Annotated in this window: 15 protein-coding genes; 6 read left to right on the top strand and 9 right to left on the bottom strand. The window is 67.7% G+C overall.

The window, feature by feature from the left end:
• Positions 1–49: 49 nt before the first annotated feature.
• From PX52LOC_RS01910 to PX52LOC_RS01875, 8 genes are all read right to left on the bottom strand, one after another.
• Positions 50–1,276 (bottom strand): deiodinase family protein, encoded by a 1,227-nt coding sequence (locus PX52LOC_RS01910; protein ID WP_149108492.1) that lies wholly within the window; start codon positions 1,274–1,276, stop codon positions 50–52.
• An 80-nt stretch (positions 1,277–1,356) separates the two neighbouring features.
• On the bottom strand, positions 1,357–1,746 hold the full coding sequence (locus PX52LOC_RS01905) for a hypothetical protein (RefSeq protein WP_149108491.1): 390 nt from the start codon (positions 1,744–1,746) through the stop codon (positions 1,357–1,359).
• A gap of 85 nt (positions 1,747–1,831) precedes the next feature.
• The gene (locus tag PX52LOC_RS01900) at positions 1,832–2,923 is read right to left on the bottom strand and encodes an RnfABCDGE type electron transport complex subunit D (protein ID WP_149108490.1); all 1,092 of its coding nucleotides are present in this window, start codon (positions 2,921–2,923) and stop codon (positions 1,832–1,834) included.
• Positions 2,920–4,749 (bottom strand): CRTAC1 family protein, encoded by a 1,830-nt coding sequence (locus PX52LOC_RS01895; protein ID WP_149108489.1) that lies wholly within the window; start codon positions 4,747–4,749, stop codon positions 2,920–2,922. The genes PX52LOC_RS01900 and PX52LOC_RS01895 overlap by 4 nt, the downstream gene beginning before the upstream one ends.
• A complete protein-coding gene (locus PX52LOC_RS01890) occupies positions 4,746–8,246 on the bottom strand; it encodes a CRTAC1 family protein (protein ID WP_149108488.1) in 3,501 nt (1,166 codons plus the stop codon). Before PX52LOC_RS01890 ends, PX52LOC_RS01895 begins: the two co-directional genes overlap by 4 nt.
• A gap of 30 nt (positions 8,247–8,276) precedes the next feature.
• A complete protein-coding gene (locus PX52LOC_RS01885) occupies positions 8,277–9,788 on the bottom strand; it encodes an NAD(P)/FAD-dependent oxidoreductase (RefSeq protein ID WP_149108487.1) in 1,512 nt (503 codons plus the stop codon).
• Positions 9,785–10,693 (bottom strand): radical SAM protein, encoded by a 909-nt coding sequence (locus PX52LOC_RS01880; protein ID WP_218575261.1) that lies wholly within the window; start codon positions 10,691–10,693, stop codon positions 9,785–9,787. The genes PX52LOC_RS01885 and PX52LOC_RS01880 overlap by 4 nt, the downstream gene beginning before the upstream one ends.
• Positions 10,665–12,008, bottom strand: a complete 1,344-nt coding sequence (locus tag PX52LOC_RS01875; RefSeq protein ID WP_149108486.1) for an asparagine synthase C-terminal domain-containing protein — start codon at positions 12,006–12,008, stop codon at positions 10,665–10,667. The genes PX52LOC_RS01880 and PX52LOC_RS01875 overlap by 29 nt, the downstream gene beginning before the upstream one ends.
• A 102-nt stretch (positions 12,009–12,110) precedes the next feature.
• Between PX52LOC_RS01875 and PX52LOC_RS01870 the strand changes: the two genes are divergently transcribed.
• Positions 12,111–13,961, top strand: coding sequence for a CRTAC1 family protein (locus tag PX52LOC_RS01870; RefSeq protein WP_149108485.1), 1,851 nt, complete (start codon positions 12,111–12,113; stop codon positions 13,959–13,961).
• A 156-nt stretch (positions 13,962–14,117) separates the two neighbouring features.
• Here the strand turns inward: PX52LOC_RS01870 and PX52LOC_RS01865 are convergent, their stop codons facing one another.
• Positions 14,118–15,155 carry a DUF1559 domain-containing protein gene (locus PX52LOC_RS01865; protein WP_149115391.1) on the bottom strand — a complete coding sequence of 346 codons (1,038 nt, stop codon included), beginning with the start codon at positions 15,153–15,155 and terminating at the stop codon, positions 14,118–14,120.
• A 433-nt stretch (positions 15,156–15,588) separates the two neighbouring features.
• Here PX52LOC_RS01865 and PX52LOC_RS01860 point away from each other — a divergent pair, with 433 nt between their 5' ends.
• The 5 genes from PX52LOC_RS01860 (at position 15,589) to PX52LOC_RS01840 (ending at position 21,517) form a co-directional block, all read left to right on the top strand.
• On the top strand, positions 15,589–15,789 hold the full coding sequence (locus tag PX52LOC_RS01860) for a hypothetical protein (protein WP_149108484.1): 201 nt from the start codon (positions 15,589–15,591) through the stop codon (positions 15,787–15,789).
• Between the two features lie 225 nt (positions 15,790–16,014).
• Positions 16,015–17,616, top strand: a complete 1,602-nt coding sequence (locus PX52LOC_RS01855; protein ID WP_168218759.1) for a CRTAC1 family protein — start codon at positions 16,015–16,017, stop codon at positions 17,614–17,616.
• A gap of 12 nt (positions 17,617–17,628) precedes the next feature.
• Complete coding sequence (locus PX52LOC_RS01850; RefSeq protein WP_149108482.1) at positions 17,629–19,440, top strand: CRTAC1 family protein; 1,812 nt, start codon at positions 17,629–17,631, stop codon at positions 19,438–19,440.
• Between the two features lie 17 nt (positions 19,441–19,457).
• Positions 19,458–20,489 (top strand): tetratricopeptide repeat protein, encoded by a 1,032-nt coding sequence (locus PX52LOC_RS01845; protein WP_168218758.1) that lies wholly within the window; start codon positions 19,458–19,460, stop codon positions 20,487–20,489.
• A complete protein-coding gene (locus tag PX52LOC_RS01840; protein WP_149108480.1) occupies positions 20,486–21,517 on the top strand; it encodes a tetratricopeptide repeat protein in 1,032 nt (343 codons plus the stop codon). Before PX52LOC_RS01845 ends, PX52LOC_RS01840 begins: the two co-directional genes overlap by 4 nt.
• Positions 21,518–21,637: the final 120 nt, after the last annotated feature.

Below are 21,637 nucleotides of genomic sequence, written 5' to 3'. Positions count from 1 at the left end.
TTTTTCGGGCGGTTCGACTCGCGAACGCCGCGGGCCGGACCGGAGGGCGTCATCGCCCGGTCGAGGGCTTGGCGTCTTTCGCCGGGGCCGCTTCGAGTAGGCTCATCGCCAGTGCCTGTTCCATCTCGCCGGGCTTGAACCCGAACGGCCCGCGGCCGCTCTTGTACGCGACCTTGCCGGCGGCGTCGATCACGTACAGGCGGGCCGGCATGGCGCTGTAGGCGTTGCCGACGGCGTCCGCCACCCCGTCGACCAGCACGGTCATGCCGGGCCGGAGTTTCGCGCGGAACTGCCCGCACACGGCGGCCCGCTCGGCGTCGGTCGTCGGCTGCTTCACGGCCACGCCGACGCGGGCGTTCGCCTCCATCTTCCAGCCGTCGGTTGGGTGCGCCTCGCGGACGTAGACCATGACGAAGTTGGCCCGGTCCTTGTACCGGCCGTAGGCCGCGTCCACGTCCGGGAACAAGCCGCGGAACGGACTGCATGTGAAGTTCCCGAACACGAGCACCGTCGGTCTCTTGCCGAGTAGCGGGGCGAGGTGGACGGTTTGCTTGCCATCCGCTGCCGGCAGGGTGAAGTCCGGGGCGGCCTCGCCGACGGCCGGCCCTTCCTGGATTGACCCGAGTTCGCCGGTGTACAAACCGCGAACGAGGACCGGCAGCGACGGCGCGTCGCCGGGCGAGAAGCCGGCCGACCCGCGGGGGATCATGGCCCGGCGGAAGTCGTCCGCGGTGAAGTGATCCTTCCCGTCGGCGACCCGCTTGAAGAGGTCGTCCAGTTCCTCGCGGGTCAGTTTCCCGTCGCCACTAGAGTCCATCCGCCGGAACAGGCGGTTGAGCAGGTTCGCTTGCGCCACATACGGGCTGTTGTCGGACCAGTCGAGGTCGGTGGCGGCGACCTTCCCGTCGCCGTTGCGGTCGAGTGCCTCGAACACGGCCGCCGGGCCGCGGAAGGCGTCGCGGGCGATCTCCCCTTTCGCGTCGATGCCGTGCTTCGCGGCGAGCCACGCCCAGGTGTACCGCGTCTGGGCCGGCCCGAACCACCCCTCCGGGCCGTCGAGCTCCGAGCCTTTCAGGATCGCGAGGAGCATCCGCACCGCCTCCGGCCGCGGCTGCGGGAACTGCTTTTCCAGCAGCGCCACCGCCCGCGCGGCTTCCTGCGGCTCGGTGAGCTTGGCCACGTCGAGCGGGGGCAGGACCACCGGCGGTCGCTTGGGGGCTTCGGCGGCGGCGACCGCGGTGAACAGGAGCGGAACGAGGAACAACCATCGTCCCATGGCGGGAACCTCGGGCGGAATGGAAATGCACGCGCGCACAACCGCGCGGGTGACGAGGTGTTACGTAACGACGGGGACGATCAGCCGCACTGCGGCGGGTGGAAGATGGCTGTGGCCCGGCGGATCGGCCGGGCGGAAAGGGAATATTCGGCGCGAACCACCGGCCGGTGCGCCGGCTCGACCGTTCCTGCGGCCGGGGTGACATCCTTCCCCTGCGGGCCGGTCGGAGCGACTGGGACCGGCAACGGGGCATGCTGTTCCGGCTTCCGCGAGCAGTTCGGCCCGGAACAGGGCAGCGGCGGGGCAGGGTGGTCGGGGGTGGCGGTCGGGGCGGCCGCGGCGGGGCCGTTCAGAATGATGACGTAATTGCCGCACTCCGCGGCCGCCCGCCCCGGCGACGCGCACGCCAGCAGAACGAGCAACAGGGCCGCACGCCAGGGGCGAACGAGTTCGAGCAGGGGCCAGAACATGGGCACGGTTGGGAGTGGATCAACACCGTGGATGAGTAAGAGTTTACTGCAACGGGTCGGCCCGCGGCAAGGAAATTGCCGCGCGTCAACTCGCCACCGGGGACGAATCGACGGCCGCCGGTACCCGCATCCCGGTGGCCGGTTGGTCCTTCGCCCGCGCGCGGGTGACGACGATCTCGACGACGGTCGCGGCCGGGCCGACGATGAAGAGCGCGTGGTAGAGCGAATGCACGTCTTTGAACGCCAGTCGTAGCGCCGTCTCGGCCACGGCCACTAGAACCGCAACGATCATCTGGTTCCGCCGACCGCGGACCGTCGTCTTCGGGTCGGTAATCATGAAGAAGATGTAGAGTTGGAACATCGGACTCGTGAGCGGGGCGAGTTCCGTCTGCCAGGGGTGGTCGGTCACGAGGCTGCGGACGAACGCCAGCGGGACGAACGCCGCGATGAACGCCATCGGGATGTGGAACCGCTTGAGCTTGTACATGATGAGGCCGCCGAGCATCCAGATGACCGCGACGGCCCAGCCGTTGTTGCCAGCCTGTACGCTCAGGCTCGCGACGTGCTGCGGGGCGAGGAACAGCAGGGCCGTCATGCCGAAGTTCGTCGGGTTCCACAAGTGCCGGTCGCCAGCCCGCAGCACGTACTTCGACAGGATCGACACCATCCCGCACAGAGCGAACGGCCAGAACGCCGACGACTTCATGAGGATGCCGACGCTGATGCCGGAGATGTACGCGCTGGCGAGGTGCGGCCACTGGCCCCAGACCAACCGGCCGACGGCGAGTTCCGTGAGGACCGTGATCGCCATCGTCACGAACGTCGGCGAGTATTCCAGCACCCACCCGCCGGTGAGGGCCGCGAGCCACGGCGGGGCGGGGTGGTTCTCCAGGATGCCGAACGAGGCGTCGCTGAGGGCGAGGATCACGGTGATGAGGAACGGGGCGTGGAACCGCGCGTCGCGGCGAACCTTCGGCCACCACACGCCCAAGAGCGAGGCGAGGACGACGATGGTGGCGGCCACGCGAATCGTCGCGGGGTCGAGCGTCCCGGCGAACGCCTGAACGAGTGCCCCCCGCAGCGCGTAGAAGCCGCCGATAATGGCCGCGGTCAGGGCCGTCCGGACCAGCAAATCAAACCGCGGGCGGGAAACAGTGTCGGACGGTTGAAGGCTCATGGGCCGGGTTCCTCGACGCGGTGAAGGGTGCCGGTCGCGGGGGCGGCGACCGTCTGCGTGCGGCCGGACGGCCAGGTGATGACCGCCTTCTCCACGCGGGCCTGCGACCCTAGCCCAAAGTGGAGGCGGAACATACCCTGCGAGGCGTACCCGTCGCCGGCCGTCACCACCTGGAGTTGTTCCTGCGGCGGGCCGTTGGTGCCTTGCCGCCATGTTAGCCGGACCTGCGCGCCGACGGCGCTGCGGTTGCTCCACCCCGGCTCGCGGTCCGGCCGGGCGCCGCCGGTCAGTTCGAACTGCACCCAGTCGCGGCCCGGGGCGACGGTGTTCTTGTACAGCAGCAGCGGCCCGTTCTGGTTGGCGACGACCACGTCCAGCACGCCGCGGTTGAACAGGTCGGCGAGGGCGACGGCCCGGCCGTCGAACGTGTCCTCCACGCCGACCGCGGCGGCCACGTCGGTGAAGTCCCGGCCGGTGTTGAGGCACAGGCACTTCTGCTGGTAGCCCGCGAGGCTCTGGTCGCCGATCGGCGGCCAGAACGCGGCGTCGCGGATCACCTTGTTCACGCCGCCCGCGATCTTGCCGTAGTCGTACCAGTAGCTCTTGTTCTTCGCCGCCGAGATGTAGCCGTTGGTGACGTACAGGTCGAGCCGGCCGTCGTTGTTCAAGTCGCCGAACTTGGCCCCCCAACTCCACCCGCCGCGCTCGACGTTCAGCGTGCCGGCCTGGTTCGCGTAGCGGGGGTAGCCGTTGCGGGTCTTGCCGGTCGGCACCCAGAGGTTGTTCCCCTGCACGAGGTTGCCGCCCTCGGTGATGTTGGAAACGTAGATCGCGAGTTGGCCGCGGTTGTGAACGTCGCCGAGGCTCGCGTTCATGCCGCTCTTGGGCGTCACGCCGATGCCGACTTCCTCGCCGACGGCCTCGAACCGCTCCCCGCCCTTGTTGGCGTAGAACTCGGAGACGCCGTAGTCGTTCGCGAGGACGAGGTCGGGGTACCCGGTCCCGCACAGGTCGGCGGCCACCACGCCGAGCGTCCACCGGGTGCTTGTAATGCCGACGCGCTCGGTCACGTTCTCGAACGTGCCGTCGCCGCGGTTACGGAGCAAGTACTTGCGGCCGCCGTTCTCGGCGAACTCGAACGACTCGGGCATTACCTGCGCCGAGGGCAGGTGCCACAGGTCGAGCGCTTCCGGCCAGTACCCGGCGACGAACAGGTCGAGGCGACCGTCGCGGTCGTAGTCGAGCCAGCAGGCCGAGTTCGCGTTCACCCACGGCGGGAGGTTCGCCTTGTCGGTGACGCGGTCGAAGCCCTGGCCTCTGTTGTTGTGGAAGAGTTCGGGCTTGCCCCACTTGTAGACGAACAAGTCGGGGAAGCCGTCGTTGTCGTAGTCGGCCCAGATCGCACCCATGCAGACGCCGGTGCCGGGGCGGTTCAGGTCGGCGACGCCCGTCGCGGCGGCCACGTCCTCGAAGGTGCCGTCGCCGCGGTTGCGGTAGAGGCGGTTCCGCTCCCCCTCCTTGCTGGTGACGGCGTACAGGTCGAGCAACCCGTCGCCGTCGAAATCGACGACCGACACGCCGGCCCCCATCGCGGCTACCACGGGCATGATGTGGGCGAGCTTCGCGTCCAGGGTCGGCGAGCCGTGGCGGAAGTCGAGGCCGCACGCCGCGGCCGACTCGGTGAGGTGGAAGCCGTATCGCTGGAGCGATTCCCCCGTCGCGAGGTTCCCCGTAGCCGGCCGGTCGGCCCGGTCGAGGACGACCGCCAGCGCCAGCAGGCCGAGGAAGACGGCGGTGACGAAAATCTGCTTGACGGCGCGTGTCATGGTGACTTCTCCCGTGGCCGGAAGGCCCGAAGGCCGCGCTCGTAGACGGCCGGCGTCACGTACCGCGTGTGGAACACGTCCCAGTCCTTCTTGTGTCGGCGGTACACCGGGTCGTCTTCCAGCCGCGTCGGCGGGATAACGTAGTTCGGCATGTCGTGGGCCGGCAAGGGTAGTACGGTCTTACCGAACCGCGTGTTCAGATCGCCGTCCTTCACCCACCCGTCGCTGGCCCAGAGGAAGTCCCGCGTCCACCCCGGTGGCGGGGGCGGCGGCACGGCGAACCGCAGGGTGATCTCGTCGCCGGCCGTCAGGATCGCGTACCGATCGTCCACCTTCGCCACCAGTTCGCGGACGTCGCCGAAGCGGGTGTGATGGCCGATCAAGTCCCGCCACGGCTGACCGGTCTGCACGACGCGGTCGTAGTCCGGCAGTTCCGGCGAACTCGGGTCGGCCTGCGACATCGCCACGATACCACGAAAGTGCAGGTCCGCGACGGCCGGGGCGAGTTCCGTTTCGGTCCGCGGGGCCTCGTCGCGGCCGACGGCGTAGTGGATCGCGTCCCAGTAGATTTCCATGTTCGTGCGAAGCCGGACCCGCCGCGCGACGCCCGGCCCGTCTAGCCCATCAAGGCGGAGCGTGACCGTCTTGTGCTTCCCCGCGGGGAAGCCGACTTTGCCGTCCACCACCTTCCACCCACCCTTGCCGTCCGGCACCTCCAGCGACAGCGCCCGCGGGCGAGTATGTTCTCCTTGTTCGATGGCGTAGTTCACCGAACTGTCGGTTGGATGCACCCAGCCGCGGGCGATCAGGTACACCGGGCCGGTCCGCGGGGCGTCGTCGCCCAGATCGACTTCGACCCAGTGGTCGGTCGTGATGCCCTGATACCGACCGCGGCCAGCGTGGTCCAGGTATTTGCTGTCGATCGCGCGGACGATCTCCGTCACGTCCGCGCCGCGGTGCTCGAGCGCGCGGGCCACCGGCCGCGTCGGCCCCGTCAGGTGGTACCTCGGCTTCGACGGCACCAGCATGAACCGCTCGTCTGCGAACAGTTCCGTGTCGGCCGGGTGATCGACGACCTTCAGCGCCAGGTGGTCGAAGTAGTGCGTCTCCCACAGGTTCGCGTTCACGCGAACCTCGTACTGCCCGTCCTTCGGCACGAGTTGGTCGCCGCAGACCTTGACCCATTCGGTTGTCTGAAGGAATCCGCCCTGGTCCTGGGCGTTGATGTACATGCCGAGCGGCGTGCTCCACATGAAGTCGGTGACGAAGGCGAACCGCTCGCCGTTCCAGGCGAACAGGAACGGGCACGATCCCTTTAGTCGCTGCTCGGCCACGACGGTCTGGTCGATCGGCCGGCCGAACTCCGTCTGCGAACTGCCGTTCGGCCAGACGATTCGCAGGATGTCGCACCGCGACCGCTCACCGAGGCCGAGGTGGACGACCGGGCCGACGACCGGGGCTTTCACGACGTGCGTGCCGGTGCGGAACTCGATCTCCCCGCCGATGCCGAAGGAGTTGATGCGGTTGTCGCCCGTGACCTCGCCTTGCGCGGCCCGGAATCGCACCGTTTGCCAGTGGTAGTTCTTCGGCCCCGCGTTGCGGAAGCGGACCGGCCGGCCGTCGGCGTCGAGCGCGAATAAGTCGATCCGCCCACGGCCGTCGAAGTTCACGGCCGCCGCCACGCGCGGCGGCACCGCGGCCGGCAATCTCACGAACGCTCCGCCACCGGACCCCAGCCACGCCGCCCCGCTGGTTGGGCCGGACACGATCAGGTCGGCGACGCCGTTGTTATCGAGATCGCCGATCAACAGCCGGACCGACCCCGGGGCCGTGTCGGGTGGGACTTCCCACCGACCGAGTTCCGCGACGCCCCAACCGCTGCGCTTCTTCTGGTCGCCGATGCGGAGGATCGCGCCGTCGGCCCGGAGGGCGACGAGGGTTAGAACGCCGTCATCATTCGCGTCCGAAACCGTCACGGCCAGGAACCGGCCGTCCGGGAGCGGCGTCGGCCACGGCCGGAACTGCCCGGACCGCTCGTTGGCGAAGGCGGCCAGCTTCCCCTGCGCGTCCAGGACCACGGCGTCGGGGGCACCGTCGGCGTCGAGGTCGGCCCAGGCGAACGCCCGCACGTCGCGGGCTTCGGGGAAGATTGGCTGGGCCGCGAACGTGCCGTCGAAGTTGTTCCGCAACAGCAGCGGCGGCCCGGTCCGCCGCGCAAGGAGAATGTCCAGGTCGCCGTCCAGGTCCACGTCGGCTGCGAGGACCGCGGCGTAGTCGCCCGTGACCACTTCGGGCGGTAACTTGGTCTTCGCGGTCGTGTCAAGGAAGGTCCCGTCCGGCCCCTGCTCGTAGAACAACAGGCCGCCCGGTCCGGCCACCAGCAGATCGACCCGGAAGTCGTTGTTCCAGTCGAGCGGCACAAGCCCGTCCAGCGCGAGCGGCCGGGACGGCAGTACGGCCGAACTTCCCACGCGGCGGATTTCCGTAGCGTTCGCCAGGAACACGATGGGGTTCCCAGTGCCGTTCGGCCAGACCGGAAGAACAATGTCCCACTTGCCCACGGGTGCGTCGGCCACTGGCTCGGGGCGGAAGGCGATATCCAGGTCCGGCGGGGCCGGGGTCGGCCGCGGCTGTGCGAGCTTGAGGAAGGTTCTCATCGGCCGGCCGCGGTAGCCGCGGGCCGACACTTCGTCGGCACTGACGGCGTAGTCCGGCTGGGCACGGTACAGGTTCGTAAAGGGGATGGCGGCGTCCAGCACCGCCTCGCCGGGCGGTCCGGCGGCCGCCTTCTCCAAGTCCGCGAACGCGGCCCGGGTTTGCTCGCCCTGGTTGGTCCAGGTCGGGGCTTGCGCCCGCAACCGCGCCAGCGAGTCGGTCACGGCCGCACCGTCGGACCGTCGGACCGCGGCGAGCAACCGCTCGATGAGCAGGTGCCGGTTGTCGGGGCGGACGGTCAGAATCAGTTCAATTACCTTCTGGTATTCGGCGTCGCTGCCCGGCTTCTGCTCCCGCTTAATCAGCTGGGCGTAGAAGTACGCCGTTTCGACGTCGCCCGGCTCGTCCCCGACGACTTTGCGCAGGCCCTCCGCCGCCTCGGAGAACCGCCCGCGGTTCTCCTCATAGAAGGCACGCAGTTTCACCACCGCGACGTTGCCCGGGGCCAGCTTCTCTGCCTGTGTCAAGTCTCGCTCGGCTTCCGGCCGCCGCCCCGTTCGGAGGTCGAGCAGTGCGCGGTTCACCCACGCGGCCGGCTCCTGGGGAATGAGGTCGATCGCGCGGTTGAGGTTCTGCTCGGCCACGTCCACGACTTCCACGTCGAGGGCCGCGCCGCCGAGTTCGAAGGCGTCCACGTACTGTTCGTAAGTGGGGTCACCCGGCCCGGGCAAGGCGGGCGGGCGGCGGTTTGTCACGAAATAAACGACCGCGCCGGCCGCGACCAGGGCGAGGACCGCGGCGGCGATGGCAACGGATTTGTTTCGGCGGACGACGGAGAGCATGACGCGACCGAGGGAGAGGGAACGCGAGCCTCACCCGCCCGGCGGGGCGAAACCGCCCGCGACGAACGGGTACATGTTGTATCGCGCCGGGTCGCACAGTCCGGCGAGGTTGTACGGCGAGATCTGTTTCCGCACGTCGCCCATAAACGCTGCGGCGTCGCGGACCGGGACGCGGCGGGCCGTCCGAAAGATTCGGTCGGCGATTTCGCGGAACTCCGGGTGGTCAGCGAGTAAGAACGCGGCGTCGGCCCCGGCTTCACCAGTCCGTTCGCGTTCCTCACAGTAGATTGCGGCCACGAAGTAGACCATCGCCACCGTCGCGAGAACCGGGAAGCGGTCGAAGCAATCGAAGCACGTCCCGGTGATCTCGTCCACCCACGCGAGTTCTCGCCGCACGGTCTGGTCATACTCCAGGAAGCGGCGTTCGCGACCGCGGTCGGTTCGTTCATCGGCCAAGACGCGGCCGAGGCGGTTCACCGCGAACAACGTCTGTGCGATACCAGGGCTGAGCCAGGCGTCGAGGAACCCGGCGGTGTGCGGCAGCATCGCCCAGTCCGGCCCGGCGGCCTGAGCGAACCGCCGCTGCAACCGCCCGGTGCGAACGAACGGCCGGACCGGTTCCGCCCGCGCGAACTGCCGCGCGAGCGACGGGTACGCGGCCAGTAGGCGTCGCCACTCCTCGTCCGCCGTCTCGTCCGGCCGGAGGGGGTGGACATTAGGGTCGAGCGAGAACCCGACACTCGTGATGCCGTTGTCGAAGCGGAGTATCCACATCCACCCGCCGTCGATGATTTGATGGAGTGCCGCGTCGTCGCACCGGTACGGGTGAGCGGCCGTGGCCGCGGGGCCGCACTCGTTTTCGAGCAAGTCCTGCCACCGGGCGACGCCGGTGAAGTGCGAGTAGATCGCCCGCGACCGCACCCGCAGGTCGGCCGGATCGACCGACGGAATTGCCAGCGCGTCGGCCAGCACTCGCCCGGTGCCCGTAGCGTCTACGAGTAACTTGGCGTGAACGCGAACCTCGCCGTCGGGCCGCGTGCCGTGCAACTCCCACCCGCGGGCGTCGTGCCGGATTTGCCCGGCTTCGCACTCGTCGAGGTACGGCACGCCCGATTCGACGGCCTTGGCGACGACGTGCGCATCGAACTCCGACCGCAGCCAGTGCGTGTCGGAATCGAGGTCGTTGGGGCTGGCCGCCACCAGCAGGGCGTTGCTGCCATCGTTCCGCGGGGCGAACGGACGGCTTCGCTCATGGCGAAAGAAACTGAACCCCCGCTTCAGCCCGCGGGTGATCTCGGGGTGGGTCGCCGTCCAGGTGCCGTACCGGGCGAACGGGCGGAGCCAGTCGAGGCCGATGTGATCCGCGAGTTGTGCGAGCTTGTAGTTGGAGAGCGGCGTCGAGGACTCGCCGATGGCGAACCGCGGGTGGCGGTCGCGTTCGAGGAGGACGACTGAGTATCCGAGTTTCCGGGCGATGGTGGCCAGTAGCGTCCCGCCGAAGCCGGAGCCGAGGACGACCAGGTCGCAGTCGAACCGCGTCACGGCTCGGCCCTCTGCGAGAGGTTCATCCGGGCGAGCCGGGACACGCGGTTCGCATCACCGGGTGCGCGCTGGCCGATGCCCCACAGGTCCGCGAACACCCGCCCGGCTCGCAGCGACAGCCCGTACTCCATCGCCGCTTCCAGCGCGTCGAGCGACGGCGGGGCGAAGTGGCCGGCGTGCGCGAGTTCTTCCATCGTGCCGTTGCCGTCGCGGGTGGGGATCAGGCTGCAACACTCGACGCCGTGCGCGAACGCGAAGTCGAGCGACCGCTTCGCCCAGACTAGCCCTTCGGTGTTGGTGAGGAACGGCGGCCGCACCAGGATGAATGCCCGCACCCCGATCCCCGCGGCGCGAAGGTCGCGCGCGGCTCGGGCGAAGTCGTCGAGCGTCATCTGCTTGTTCAGTCGCGGCAGCACGTCCGGGTGGACCGTCTCCAGCCCCATCGCGACTTCCAACTCGCCAGTCAGCCGTTCGCGAAACTCGAAGCACCGGCGGCCGACGAGCTTCGGGTGGCACTCGACGATCACCCGCTCGAACGGTTGGGCCAGTCGCGCGATCTCGGCGTCGTCCACCGGGGGGATCGCCTTCGCGTCGAAGAAACTGCCGGCGTTGTACAGCTTCAGGTGTCGTGCCGGCGGGAGTTGTTCCAGTGCCCAGCGAATCTGTTCGGGAATCTGCCCCGGCGCGACGGACGCGGTCAGCGTGTTCTTCCACAGGTCGCACATGACGCAGCGGAACGGGCACTCGCGGTTGGTCAGGAACACCGTCGCCACGTCCACCACGCGATCGCCGGCCGCGGCTTCCGGCTCGACGAGCCAGGCGTACGGCCGGTCCGCGGACACGACGTTGCGGGCCGGCCGGCGGGCGAGGATGGCGTCATCCGACAGCAGCGGCACCGGCGTCATACACCCTCTGGTAAATCCGGCGGTACGCGGCCGGGTGCGTCGGGAACAACTCGCCGGGGCGGTTCGCTGCCCCGTGTTGGAACCGCCGCTTCGGGAAGACCGGCATGTCGAGGCCGGTCACGGCCTTCACGCCGGCCGCGACCACCTCGCCCTTCAGTGCGTACAGCCGGTCGTGATCCCAACCGGTCAGTTCGATGAACGGTATCCCCTCGGCCACGGCGATCACCGGCGGGCAGACGAACGGGCTTAGCCCCGTGAAGCCGGTCGCCGCGAGCGGGGCGTAGGTGCGGGCGTACCCGCGGCTCTGCCCGCCGGAGTACGTCAGCGAGTGCTTGATGGCCCCGACGCCCCACCCCTCCTGGTACAGCATCAGGTTGTTCAGCACGCTGCGGATGGTCAGCTCCGGGTTGTCCTCGATCGGGTAGTCCTTCAAATTCTCGTCGCCGCCGTCGCCGTCGAGCAGGTACTTCCATTCCGGGTACCGCACCCGCACGCCGTGGCACAGGGCCAGAGCCATCGCGGCGGACTGTACGTCGAGCGGCTTGTAGTCCTCGATCACCCGGATCGCGTCTTCGATCTTCACGCCCGCAGCCGGCACGGGGATCGGTTCCAGGAATAACTCCAACCCGAGGCGGGCGAGGAACGCGCGGGCCTGCTCCACATCCGGGCCGCCGCCGTCCACGGCGAGCGTGAACGCCTTGAGCCGGGCCGGGCTGTCGCCGCGACGGAGCAGGGCGTGGTACGTCAGCAGGAACACCGCTCCACTGTCGATGCCGCCGGAGAAGCAGACGCCGAGCGGCTCGCCACTCGGCACGCGGTCGAGCCACCGCACAATCTCGTTGAACGCGGCACCGACGTACCGTTCGCCGATGGCGGCTGGGTCGGCGGGTTGCGAGTTGCGCGTCGGGACGAAGAATCGCGCGTAGGTGGGGTTCGGGTCGGGGCAGCCGACGAGTTCGATCCGCGTGACGTGGTGGGCCGGCACCATGCGGGTGTACGACGGGTGGAACTGGTCCGCGAGGTCGAGGGCTTCGAGTTGGCCGCGGATGGCGTCGATGCGGTCGGCGACGATCAGGATCGGCCCGTCGGTCCACTTCGCGATGAAGTAACGCAACAGCCGGCCGATGGTGCGGGCGAGGTAAATCGTTTTCCCCTGTTGGGCGACGAGGGCGAATTCGCCGTCGATGCGGCCGACGGCCGCGGCGTCACCGGTGGCGACCACCGCGCGGGCTTCTTCGGCGGTCATGTTGTACGGCCGGCTCCGGGCGGGATCGGTCAGGTCGATCACCCGCGAGAGCGGGATCGCGCGGTGCATGGGTCGGGCCTCGGCGTTTGACGCGGGGGGTGGGGCAAGGCCAGTATAGTGGCCGGGGCAAGGCGCTCGGCAACTCCGCGGCCGCGCGATAACGTATTCGGCATGGCCTCCCACCCCGCCCGCGAGCGTCGATCCCGCCTCCCGCGCTGGCTCCTCGGGTCCGCCCTCCTCATCGCACTCGCCGTCGCCGTGGGATTCGCCCTTCGGCCGCCTTCTGTGCCGCCGGAAGGCACGCCCGTTGATGCGAAGTTCGTCGATGTCACGGACCGTGCGGGGATTCGCTTCCGGCACGTCAGTGGGGCGGGTCAGAAACTCTTGCCCGAAACGATGGGGGCCGGCGTCGCGGTCCTCGACTTCGACCGCGACGGAAGGCCGGACCTGTTCTTCGTTAACGGTCGCCTTTGGCCGGGCGACACGAACTCGGCCTTTGGCCGGGCGACGCAAGCCCTGTACCGCAACCGCGGCGATGGTACGTTCGAAGACGTGACCGCCGCGAGCGGCTTGGACATCCCGCTCTACGGCATGGGTGTGGCCGTCGCGGACTACGACAACGACGGGTGGCCGGACGTTTTCATCACGGCGATCGGCGGAAGCCGCCTCTTCCGCAACGTGGGCGGCACGCGATTCGAAGACGTGACCGTGCCGGCGGGCTTGGACGAGTCGAAGTGGCCGAACGAGTCGGCGGTCGCCTTCGCCCGCCGTGCGGACCCGATTTCGTTCCCCTCCTCGGCCGCGTGGCTGGACTACGACGGCGACGGTCGGCTCGACCTCTTCGTGTGCCACTACGTGACGTGGTCGCCGGCCCACGATTTGGGCGTCGCGGCCGTGCTGCCCGGCGGGAGGAGGGCGTACGTGCCGCCGCAACAGTTCCCCGGTGCGCAGTGCCAACTCTTGCACAACGTGGACGGCACGCGGTTCGAAGACGTGTCCGCCACCGCCGGCGTCCTCGTCACCGAACCGGGCAACCCCGCCCGCCCGGTTGGGAAGGCACTCGGCGTGGTCGTGTGCGATCCCGACGGTGACGGCTGGCCGGACGTGATCGTCGCGAACGACACGGTCCGAAACTTCTTCTTCCATAACCAAGCCGGCCCGACCGGCGGCCGGGTGTTTCAAGAGGCGGGGCTCTTCGCTGGCCTTGCCTACGCCGACGGCCGCCCGCGCGGGGGCATGGGTATCGACGCGGGCGAGATCGCACCGGGGGCACTCACGGTCGTGGTCGCGAACTTCACCCACGAGCCGAACTCGCTGTTCCGCCTTCGGAAGCCGAACCCGATTCTCTTTACCGACGTTGCGGCGGAAGCCGGCTTGGGCCATCCGAGTCAGCGGCCGATGAAATTCGGGGCCGTGTTCTTCGACTTCGACCGCGACGGGCGGCTGGACCTGTTCACCGCCAACGGCCACCTCGAACCGGACATCGGGATGGCCCAACCCGGTCAGACGCACGCGCAACCCGGCCAACTCTTTTGGAACACCGGCCGGCCGCGCGAGACGTTCGTCCCCCTAAAGAACGCCACAGGCGGCGACCTCTTCCCGCCGATGGTGGGAAGGGGCTGCGCGTACCTCGACTACGATGGCGACGGGAAGCTCGACCTCGTGGTGACCGAGAACGGGGGGCGTGCCCGCTTGTTCCGCAATGAAACGCCGGACGACAACGGCTGGGTGCGGTTGGTGCTAGTCGGCGACGGGCGAACGAACCGCGACGCGATCGGAGCGGAGGTCACGGTCTTTGCTGGCGGCACGGTGCAACGCCGGTACGTGACGCCCTCTCACGGCTACCTGAGCCAATGTGAATCGGCCGTGTACTTCGGCCTCGGTCCGACGGCCGACGTCGATCGCGTCGCCGTTCGGTGGCCGGGTCGTGATGTCAACACACAGGAATGGCAGAACATTTCGGGGCGTGCCACCTACCGCCTCAGCCAAGATTCACCGGGAGCCGTCCGTCTCGACCGTTGAGATGTATTTGGGAGAACGGTTCTGGGTGGCTGTTCAGGAGAGAATAAGCGACTCCATCGGAGTTCCGCGAAAAGCCGAGGCGGGTGAATCCGAAGATGCATCGCATCTTCGGATTCACCCGCCTCGGGCTTGTGACCAACGTTCAGCGATGCCTACTTATTGGTCGTTGGCAATAACTTCCCCACCCGCGAAGGTACCCATTGCTCGCCACGTCGTGACGTTGATCGTGTCCCGGATGAATCGGACCGAACCGTCCGCCATGCCGACGTTCACGCCGCCGGTGTGCTTGCTGTAGGCGGAAGCGTAGGCGTTCGCCTGAGTCGAGCCAGTCCAAGTGCAGCCGGGCTTGTACAAGCTGTCGGCGTGTTGCGAGGGACACGCGCCGGCGTCGCCGTCCGAGTTACCGCGCAGCAGGTCCGCGACGGTACTGTTCGGCCCGAGAGCCGTCGAGAACAGCCCCCCGCCCATGTTGCCGAGGGTGATGTCGCCGGGAAGGCCACCCCAGCCGGTCACCGTCGTCGAGAGCCGCTCGGCTAGCATGATCGTGTTACTGGTGCCGTCGGAAATGTCGGTGAAACTTTGACGGCGTGCATTCTTATAGTTCTGCCCGGCGCTGACGTAAAATGTTCCCGGTCCGAACGGCGTTAACGCAGTCCCGCCGATCGTCAACTGCGCACCGAACATGCTGCCAGCTCCGACACACCCGGCGTAATTACCGCGGGCTCGTGCCCAGCCGCCACCGGATTCTCCGATTGCGGGATAGCTGTCGCTCGGACACATCCAGCTGGACACGGAGGCTTCTAAAGCCGCCTGGGTCGCGGCCGGAGCCATGGTCTGATTGTTGGGAATGGGCGACGTGGTCGTGTCATTAATGCCTGGGTAGCCCGTGAACTTGGCAGACTGCTCGATGAACGGTAGCGAAAACAGCGACCAGGTGAACGAGTTGAATGTGTCTTCTTTTCGGCCGGGTGGCAACTTGCCGGATTGGTCATGGGCTGCGTGAAGACCAATTCCCAACTGCTTGAGGTTATTGGTACACTTCGCCCGGGCGGCGGCCTCCCGCACCTTCTGGACCGCGGGCAAGAGCAGACCGATTAGGATCGCAATGATGGCGATAACAACCAACAATTCGATTAGCGTAAAGCCGGCGAGCGGCTTTGCCTGACGGCGTCGGGAGAGAATAGGGTTTGGCATGGGAGCCCCACTATGGAGGAGAGAAAGAGGGTGAGAGTACTCACCCGCTACAGAAATTCCAGAAAATGATAAGTCGAACCACCCACCTCACAACAAATATCGTAGCAGCAACAAGGATTGACGAGTACTTTATTGTTGCAGTTACTTGCCCTATTTGTTAGGATACCGAGAATATCCTCCTCTCCACAAGAGAATTCTTATGTCCCGTCGCATTTCCTTAGCGGGGGTAATTCTCAGTATCGCCCTTCTGTCATCTGGCTGCGGCGATGGTGGTAGTTCCGTGAGCGGAACGGTCACCTTCAATAACCAACCACTCGAAAAGGGTCAAATCAATTTCATGCCGGCCGATGGGAAGGGGAACCCCGTTGGGGGAACAATTTCCGGGGGCAAATACAAGGTCACAAAGGTACCGCCCGGGAAGTGCAAAGTCCTGGTGTCCTCGGCACTCTCGAGCGCGCCGGTTGCCAGCTCGATGGGGGACGCGGTCAAGGAGAAGGCGAAGGATACCACCGTTGAGGTGATGCCGAACGACGAGGGCAACAGCAAGGAGCACGACATTGCTTCGGGGAGTTCGACCCTCGACCTCGCCATTCGGACCGCCGCCAGTTCGGCCCCGACGCCTCCGAAGAAATAACAGCGCCGCTGGTTCTCCCTCCCGATGCGCACACGGTCCATTCTGATCGTCGTCTTCGCAGGAACGGCTGTGGCAATTGGAACCGCGTGGTTCCTTCTTCCAAGCCGTTCTGCTCCAGATCCTATCATCTCGCCTGACACGCCCGGACTGGCCAGCGCCGTTCGGTTCGAGGACATCATCGCCGCCTCCGGCATCGACTTTCGCCACCAAGACGGGGCGACCTCGATGCAGTTCCTTCCCGAAGTCATGGGGGCTGGCGTCGCCTGGTTGGATTACGATCGCGATGGCCTCGTCGACCTCTTGTTCGTTCAGAGCGGCACGGGCGGAGAAAAAACCACCGCGAAAGAGCCGGCCAGCCGACTCTACCGCAACCTGGGTAGCGGTCGCTTTGCCGACGTTACGGACCGCGTGGGGTTGTTGACCGCGGGTTATGGCCAGGGGGTGGCCGTCGGCGATTACGACAACGACGGCTTCCCCGATCTCTTCATCTCAAACGTCGATGGGGGGCAACTCTTTCACAACGAACCCGGCGGCGAGGCGCGGCGGTTCCGAGACGTGACCCGGGAATCGGGGTTGGCCCTCGACGGGTGGTGTAGCGGGTGCGCGTTCGGCGACCTTCACGGTACCGGCCGTCTCGACCTCTTCGTGTGCCGGTACGTGGCAATGGACCGAAAGGCGTACCCGGAGTGCATCGAGAAGGGGAAAGCCGGCCCCGTGCGAACCGTCTGCGGCCCGCAACGGTTCGAGGGGCTGCGGAGCTACCTGTTCCGCAACGACGGCAACGGCAAGTTCACCGACGTGTCGGCCGCGGCCGGCCTGGAACCGGGCGGGAAGGCACTCGGGGTCGTAATCTTCGACCTGGACGACGACGGCAAGGCCGACATTTTCGTGGGCAACGATACCGTCCTGAATCACCACTACCAGAATCTCGGCGGCGGGAAATTCCGGTCGGTAGCCCTTCGCAGCGGCACGGCAGCCACGGTCCACGGCCGCCCGATGGGCAGCATGGGTGTCGAGGTCGGCGACCTGACCGGCCACGGGCTGCCCGACCTGTTCGTGACCACGTACCTGATGGAAAGCACGGTCCTTTACCGGAATCGTGGTCGCGGGTTTTTCACCGACGTCAGCGAGTCCGCCGGGATGTTCGCGGCGAGTCGCGACAAGGTCGGCTGGGGCACGGGTCTGTTCGACGCGGACCTGGACGGAAACCTCGATCTCGTCGTCGCCAACGGGCACACCCATCGAAACGCCGACGAACTCCAGGCGACGAGCGACGGTCGGCCCCAACGGTACGCGCAGTTGGCCCAGGCGTTCACCGGCGACGGGCACGGCCGCTTCCGAGAAGTGTCCGCCACGGCCGGGCCGTACTTTCAATCGCCCCACACCGCGCGGGGCGTGGCCGTCGCCGACTACGACAACGACGGCCGAGTGGACGTTGCCGTCACGCACGTGGGCGGCCCACCCGCGATGCTGCGGAACGTCACGGCGACGCCCCACCACTGGGTGCGCCTGGAATTGGAAGGGTCCAGCCACCGCGACCCGGCCGGGTCGAACCGGGACGCGGTCGGGGCCACGGTCTCGGTGAAAGTGGGCGATCGCACCCTGGTTCGCCACCTCAAGGGCGGGGGGAGTTACTACTCGGCTCAAGACCGGCGGTTGGTCGTCGGCGTGGGACCGGCGGTGCAAATCGACGAGGTCTCGGTTCGCTGGCCGAACGCCGCCCGAACCGTTCAGCGGTTCGGCCCGCTCGCCGTGGACCGCGGGTATCGGCTGCTGGAAGGTGTGCCATCCCCTCAACCAGAACCTGCTAAAATGGCACAGCCTTAAAGGCCGGGGCGTATGCGATACGTTGGAATTGCGGCTGTTGTGATCGTTGCCGGTGCGGTCGTGTGGTGGGCGCTGGCGAAGCCGCCCGCGCCGACGGCTTCGCCGCCTCAAACGCCGCCCGAAGACAGTTCGGCCGCTCCGTCTTCGACTCCGACCCCGACGCTTCCGGCCGGGGTGGTTCTCAATTTCGTGGACACGACGGCCGCGGCCGGGATCGACTTTCAGCACGTGGACGGCCGGACCGATATGGAGTACCTGATGGACTCCACCGGGTCGGGGGCGGCCTGGCTGGATTACGATCAGGACGGCCTACTCGACCTGTTTCTGGTTCAAGGGCACCCCTTCGTCCCCCCATACCCCGCCGCGGGAACGGCCGCCGCGTCGAAGCTCTATCGCAACCTCGGCAACGGCCGCTTTCAGGATACGACTGCCTCCGCCCAGGTCGCCCACGTCGGCTGCGGCCAAGGCGCGGCGGTGGGCGATTTCGACAACGACGGATTCCCCGACCTCTTCGTCACCTGTTACGGCAAGCCGAACGTCCTTTACCACAACGTGCCCGACGGAAAGGGCGGTCGGAAGTTCGAGAACGTGACCGCGCGAGCTGGGATGGCCACGCACCCCGACTGGGCGGACCGGCCGAACTGGAGCACGAGTGCGGCGTTTCTCGACTACGACAACGACGGCCTCCTCGACCTGTTCGTGTGCAGTTACGTCCGCATCGACCTGGCGAAGTACCCGGACTGCGTGCAAGCCGCCACCCAGAAGCACACGCCCTGCCCGCCGCTCCGGTTCGCGGGCACGGTGTGCGTGCTGTACCGCAACCGCGGCGATGGGACGTTCGCGGACGCCACGAAAGAGGCCGGCGTGAACGCGCCGAACGCGAAGAGCCTCGGCGTGGTCGCGCTCGACCTCGACGACGACGGGCGGATTGACATTTTCGTTGCCAACGACGGGGTGCCCAACTTCCTGTTCCGCAACCTCGGCCAGGGGAAGTTCGAATCGCTCGGCCCCGCGTGCGGCTGCCTGGTGAACGGCGTGGGCAACCCGCAAGCGTACATGGGCGTCGCCGCCGGCGACCTCGACGGCGACGGCCGCCCGGACCTGTACTCGACGGCGTTCGCGCAAGAGGCCAACAGCTTCTTCCGCAACCTGGGCAAGCTCCGCTTCATCGACGCGACCAACGGTTCCGGACTCGGGCCTCCGAGTTGGCACCGCCTCGGCTTCGGCACCTGTGCCCTGGACGTGGACCGCGACGGCAACCTCGACCTGGTGGTCGCGAACGGCCATGTCATGGCCCACATCGACCGCGACGGGAACCCGAACAATACCTTCCGCCAGCCGCCGCTCCTGTTCGTCAACGACGGTCGCGGCCGCTTCCGCGACTTCTCCCGACAAGCCGGCGTGGCGTTTCAAAAGAACTACGTCGGGCGAGGGCTGGCCCTGGCCGACTACGACAACGACGGCCGCGTCGACCTGTACCTGGCGGACAGCGGCGGGAAGGCCGTTCTCCTGCACAACGAGGGGCAGACGCCGAACCACTGGATTCGGTTGGAACTGGTCGGGACCAAGAGCAACCGCGACGCGGTCGGCGCTAAGGTTACGTTCCAAGTGGGAGGCCGAACCATCGTCCGCCACCGGGAGGCGGGTGGGAGTTACCTCTCGGCCCACGACCCGCGGTTGCTCGTCGGCCTCGGGCCGGCGGAACGGGTCGATCGCATCGAGATTCGTTGGCCCTCCGGGTTGGTCCAGCAGTTCGAGGCCCTGGCGGGCGACCACAGTTACCGTCTGACCGAAGGCACCGCGGCCGCCGAACGACGGCCCTGAGTTTGTCGGAGCGAGCCGTGAAGAAATGGGTGGCGGGTAGCGGGATTCTGCTCGTGCTGGCCGCGGGGGTCGTCCTGTGGTTGCGGGCGGGCCGATTCGACACGTGGCTGGCGGACGCGCGGGACAAAATTGGGACGCGGGCCGCTTCGCCCCTCCTCGATCAACTGGCCAGCGACAACCCGGATCAGGCGGAAGTCCCATATTTACAAGCCCGGCAAGCCCGACTGGCCGGGAAACCGCAGGACGTGGTCACGGCCCTCGGTCGGGCCAAACAACTCGGCTGGTCGGGGGCGTTGCTCGACCGCGAGCGGCTGTTAACCCTCGCCGCGGTGGACCCGCGATCGGCGCGAGCGGACGTGGCGAGGGCGTGGGAATCCAATCCCGACGACGCTGACCTGAGCCTCGCGCTCGCCGGGTGTGAGCTGCAAGCGGGGCGAGAAGCTCGGACGCTGGAACTGGTCGATCGCGTGCTGACCCGCGATCCGGCGAACCTGTTCGCACACCACCTTCGGGGAAAGTGCCTGCTGCAGACGCGGCACCTGGCGGAAGCACGGGCGAGCCTCGAAGCCGCGTTCGCCGGCGGGCCGGACAGTCTCGCTCACCCGGCCGCCCGCCTGGACCTTGCGATGTGCTTGTTGGACCAGGGCGAGTTCGGTCGGGCGCACGAGTTGTTTCTCGCCGCCCGGAAGGACGCTCCCTCCTCCCCCCTGGCGACGTTCGGCGTCGGGCGAACGGCCAGTTACCTCAACCGCCTGGATGAAGCCGAAGAAGCGTATCAAGACATCCTCCGACAACGGCCCACGCACGCCGAGACGCTCCTGGCGATGGCCCAGGTCGCCGAGCAGCGCGGGGACCTGTCCGCCGCGATTCCGTATCTGGAGCGGGCGGTGAAAGTGGACCCCGAGCGGGCCGAGATCTACGCCCGCCTTGCGAAACTGCTGACGGCCGTCGGGGACGAGAAGCAAGCCGCGGTTCACGAATCGCGGTACCGCGAAATTGAGACCGCCCGCCTGAAGAAGCGCGAGGCAACTCCGGAGGTGCGGCCGTGACCCCTCGTGTAAGCCTCATCTTGTTGGCGGGCGTCGCCGCGGTGGTCGGCCTCGGCTTCCTCATCGGCCGGCCCGCCCCGCCGCCTGCGCCGCCGTCGTCCGCTCCCAGCGCGGACGATCTGAGCCAAGCGGAAGCCCAGGCCCGGGAGGCGTTCGCCCGCGCTCCGAACGACGGCCCGGCGGCACTGCGGCTGGCGCGGATTCTCCGCCTCCGGGGAAACTATCCCGAGGCGCAACTGGCCCTGGGTCAAGCCGGCCGCCTCGGCGTACCCGAGAACGACGGCCGCAAGGAGGCCGTCCTGCTGCTCACCACCGGCGACTGGCCCCCCCAGGTCGAGGGCATGTTCCAGCGGGTGGTGCGGGACAACCCGACCGACGCCGAGGTGCTGCTCGCGGTCGGCAAGGCCTACGCAACCAAGGGCCGCACGGTCGAGGCGGAGAAGGTGCTGAGTCAGTTGGTGGCCCTCGACCCGAACCGCCTGGAGTGGCGGTACGCGCGCGGCGAGGCCCGCATGAAGGCGGGCGACTACGAGGCGGCGATCCAGGACTTGCGGCCCGTCGTCCAGGCGGAACCGGCCAACTATTCGGCCCGCTTGTTCTTGGCGAATAGCCTCCTCGGCGACGCGCAGATGGCCGAAGCGGAGACGCACCTCATCGTGTGCCGAGATGTCCACCCGGCCGCGGCCGACCCGTTGATCGGCCTGGGCAAGTGCGCGATCGAAAAGAACGATCTCGACAAGGCCGAGAATCTGTTGCAGCGCGCCAGCCAACTCGAACCGTTCTCCGTGTTCGCGTTGCAGGAACTCGCGTCGCTTGCCCTACTCCGCCAGCGCACGGCCGACGCCATCGCCGTGCTGGATCGGATCGTGACCCTCGACCCGGACAACCGCACGGCCCACTTTCAATTAGCCCAGTCGCTCTTGGCCGTCGGCCGTCGGGACGACTCTCGGAAACACGAGCTACGTTACCAGGAATTGGACCGCCGTGAAGAAGAGCGCCTCCTCATCCGCCGCGGCGGGATGCGCTGACAGACATCAAGCCGCGAGCCGATCCACGCGGCCGGTGGCCTTTGTCCACGATGCAACTCCCGGAAACGATTGCCCCGTCGTTCGAGCGATGCCATCGGTCGGCTGTCCTCGTCGAATTCT

Source organism: Limnoglobus roseus (assembly GCF_008254045.1).
In the GTDB taxonomy this organism is placed as follows: Bacteria; Planctomycetota; Planctomycetia; order Gemmatales; family Gemmataceae; genus Limnoglobus; species Limnoglobus roseus.
Note: the sequence above shows the minus strand (reverse complement) of the source record. Positions and strands in the feature narration are given on the sequence as shown.